This is a genomic window from Ruegeria sp. AI3, assembly GCF_056541245.1.
Genome location: NZ_JBQFYA010000087.1, coordinates 1 through 590 on the forward strand (window position 1 = coordinate 1; position 590 = coordinate 590).

Consider the following 590-nt stretch of genomic DNA (forward strand, 5'->3'; position numbering starts at 1 on the left):
ACCACGTTCACGACGGACTTCACCGCGCCAACAATTGTGATCAGCCCTTTGTCGGTCGGTGCGGTTCTGGATGTTGTCGAGCGGGGAAGCGATCTGAACGTGACCGGTACGACCATAGCCGAGGACGGTCAGACCGTGTCGGTGACCTTGAATGGGCAAACCTACACCGGGACCGCATCGGGTGGCGCATGGTCCGCGACGGTGCCTTCTGCAGACCTCGCGGCGCTTGCGGATGGCACAAGTTTTGCGGTCTCAGGCACGGTTGACGATGCAGCCGGAAACGCAGCGACGGCCGCCACAACCTCGATCATCACGGATTTCAGACCCACCCTGAGCTTGAATGCCATAGGCACAAACGGCGCGGTCTCGCTGTCCGAGGCGCAAAGCACAGGCGTCCTCATCAGCGGAACTTCGATCGGACTCAACGCAGGTCAATCCGTCGACATCACGCTCAACAGCGTATCGGTCGGGACGGCCATTGTCGCGGCGGATGGAACTTGGTCCGTAACCGTCCCCGCTTCGGATTTCGCGGGGACTGATGCGGGAGACGCACTGGAATTCTCGGCCGAGGCCACGGTGTCCGGCGGCCC

General features: G+C 62.2%; 1 pseudogene. It reads left to right on the top strand.

Features of this window, described 5'->3' with window-relative positions:
- Positions 1 to 590: pseudogene (locus ACRZ95_RS23185) on the top strand (adhesin); the annotation flags it as partial.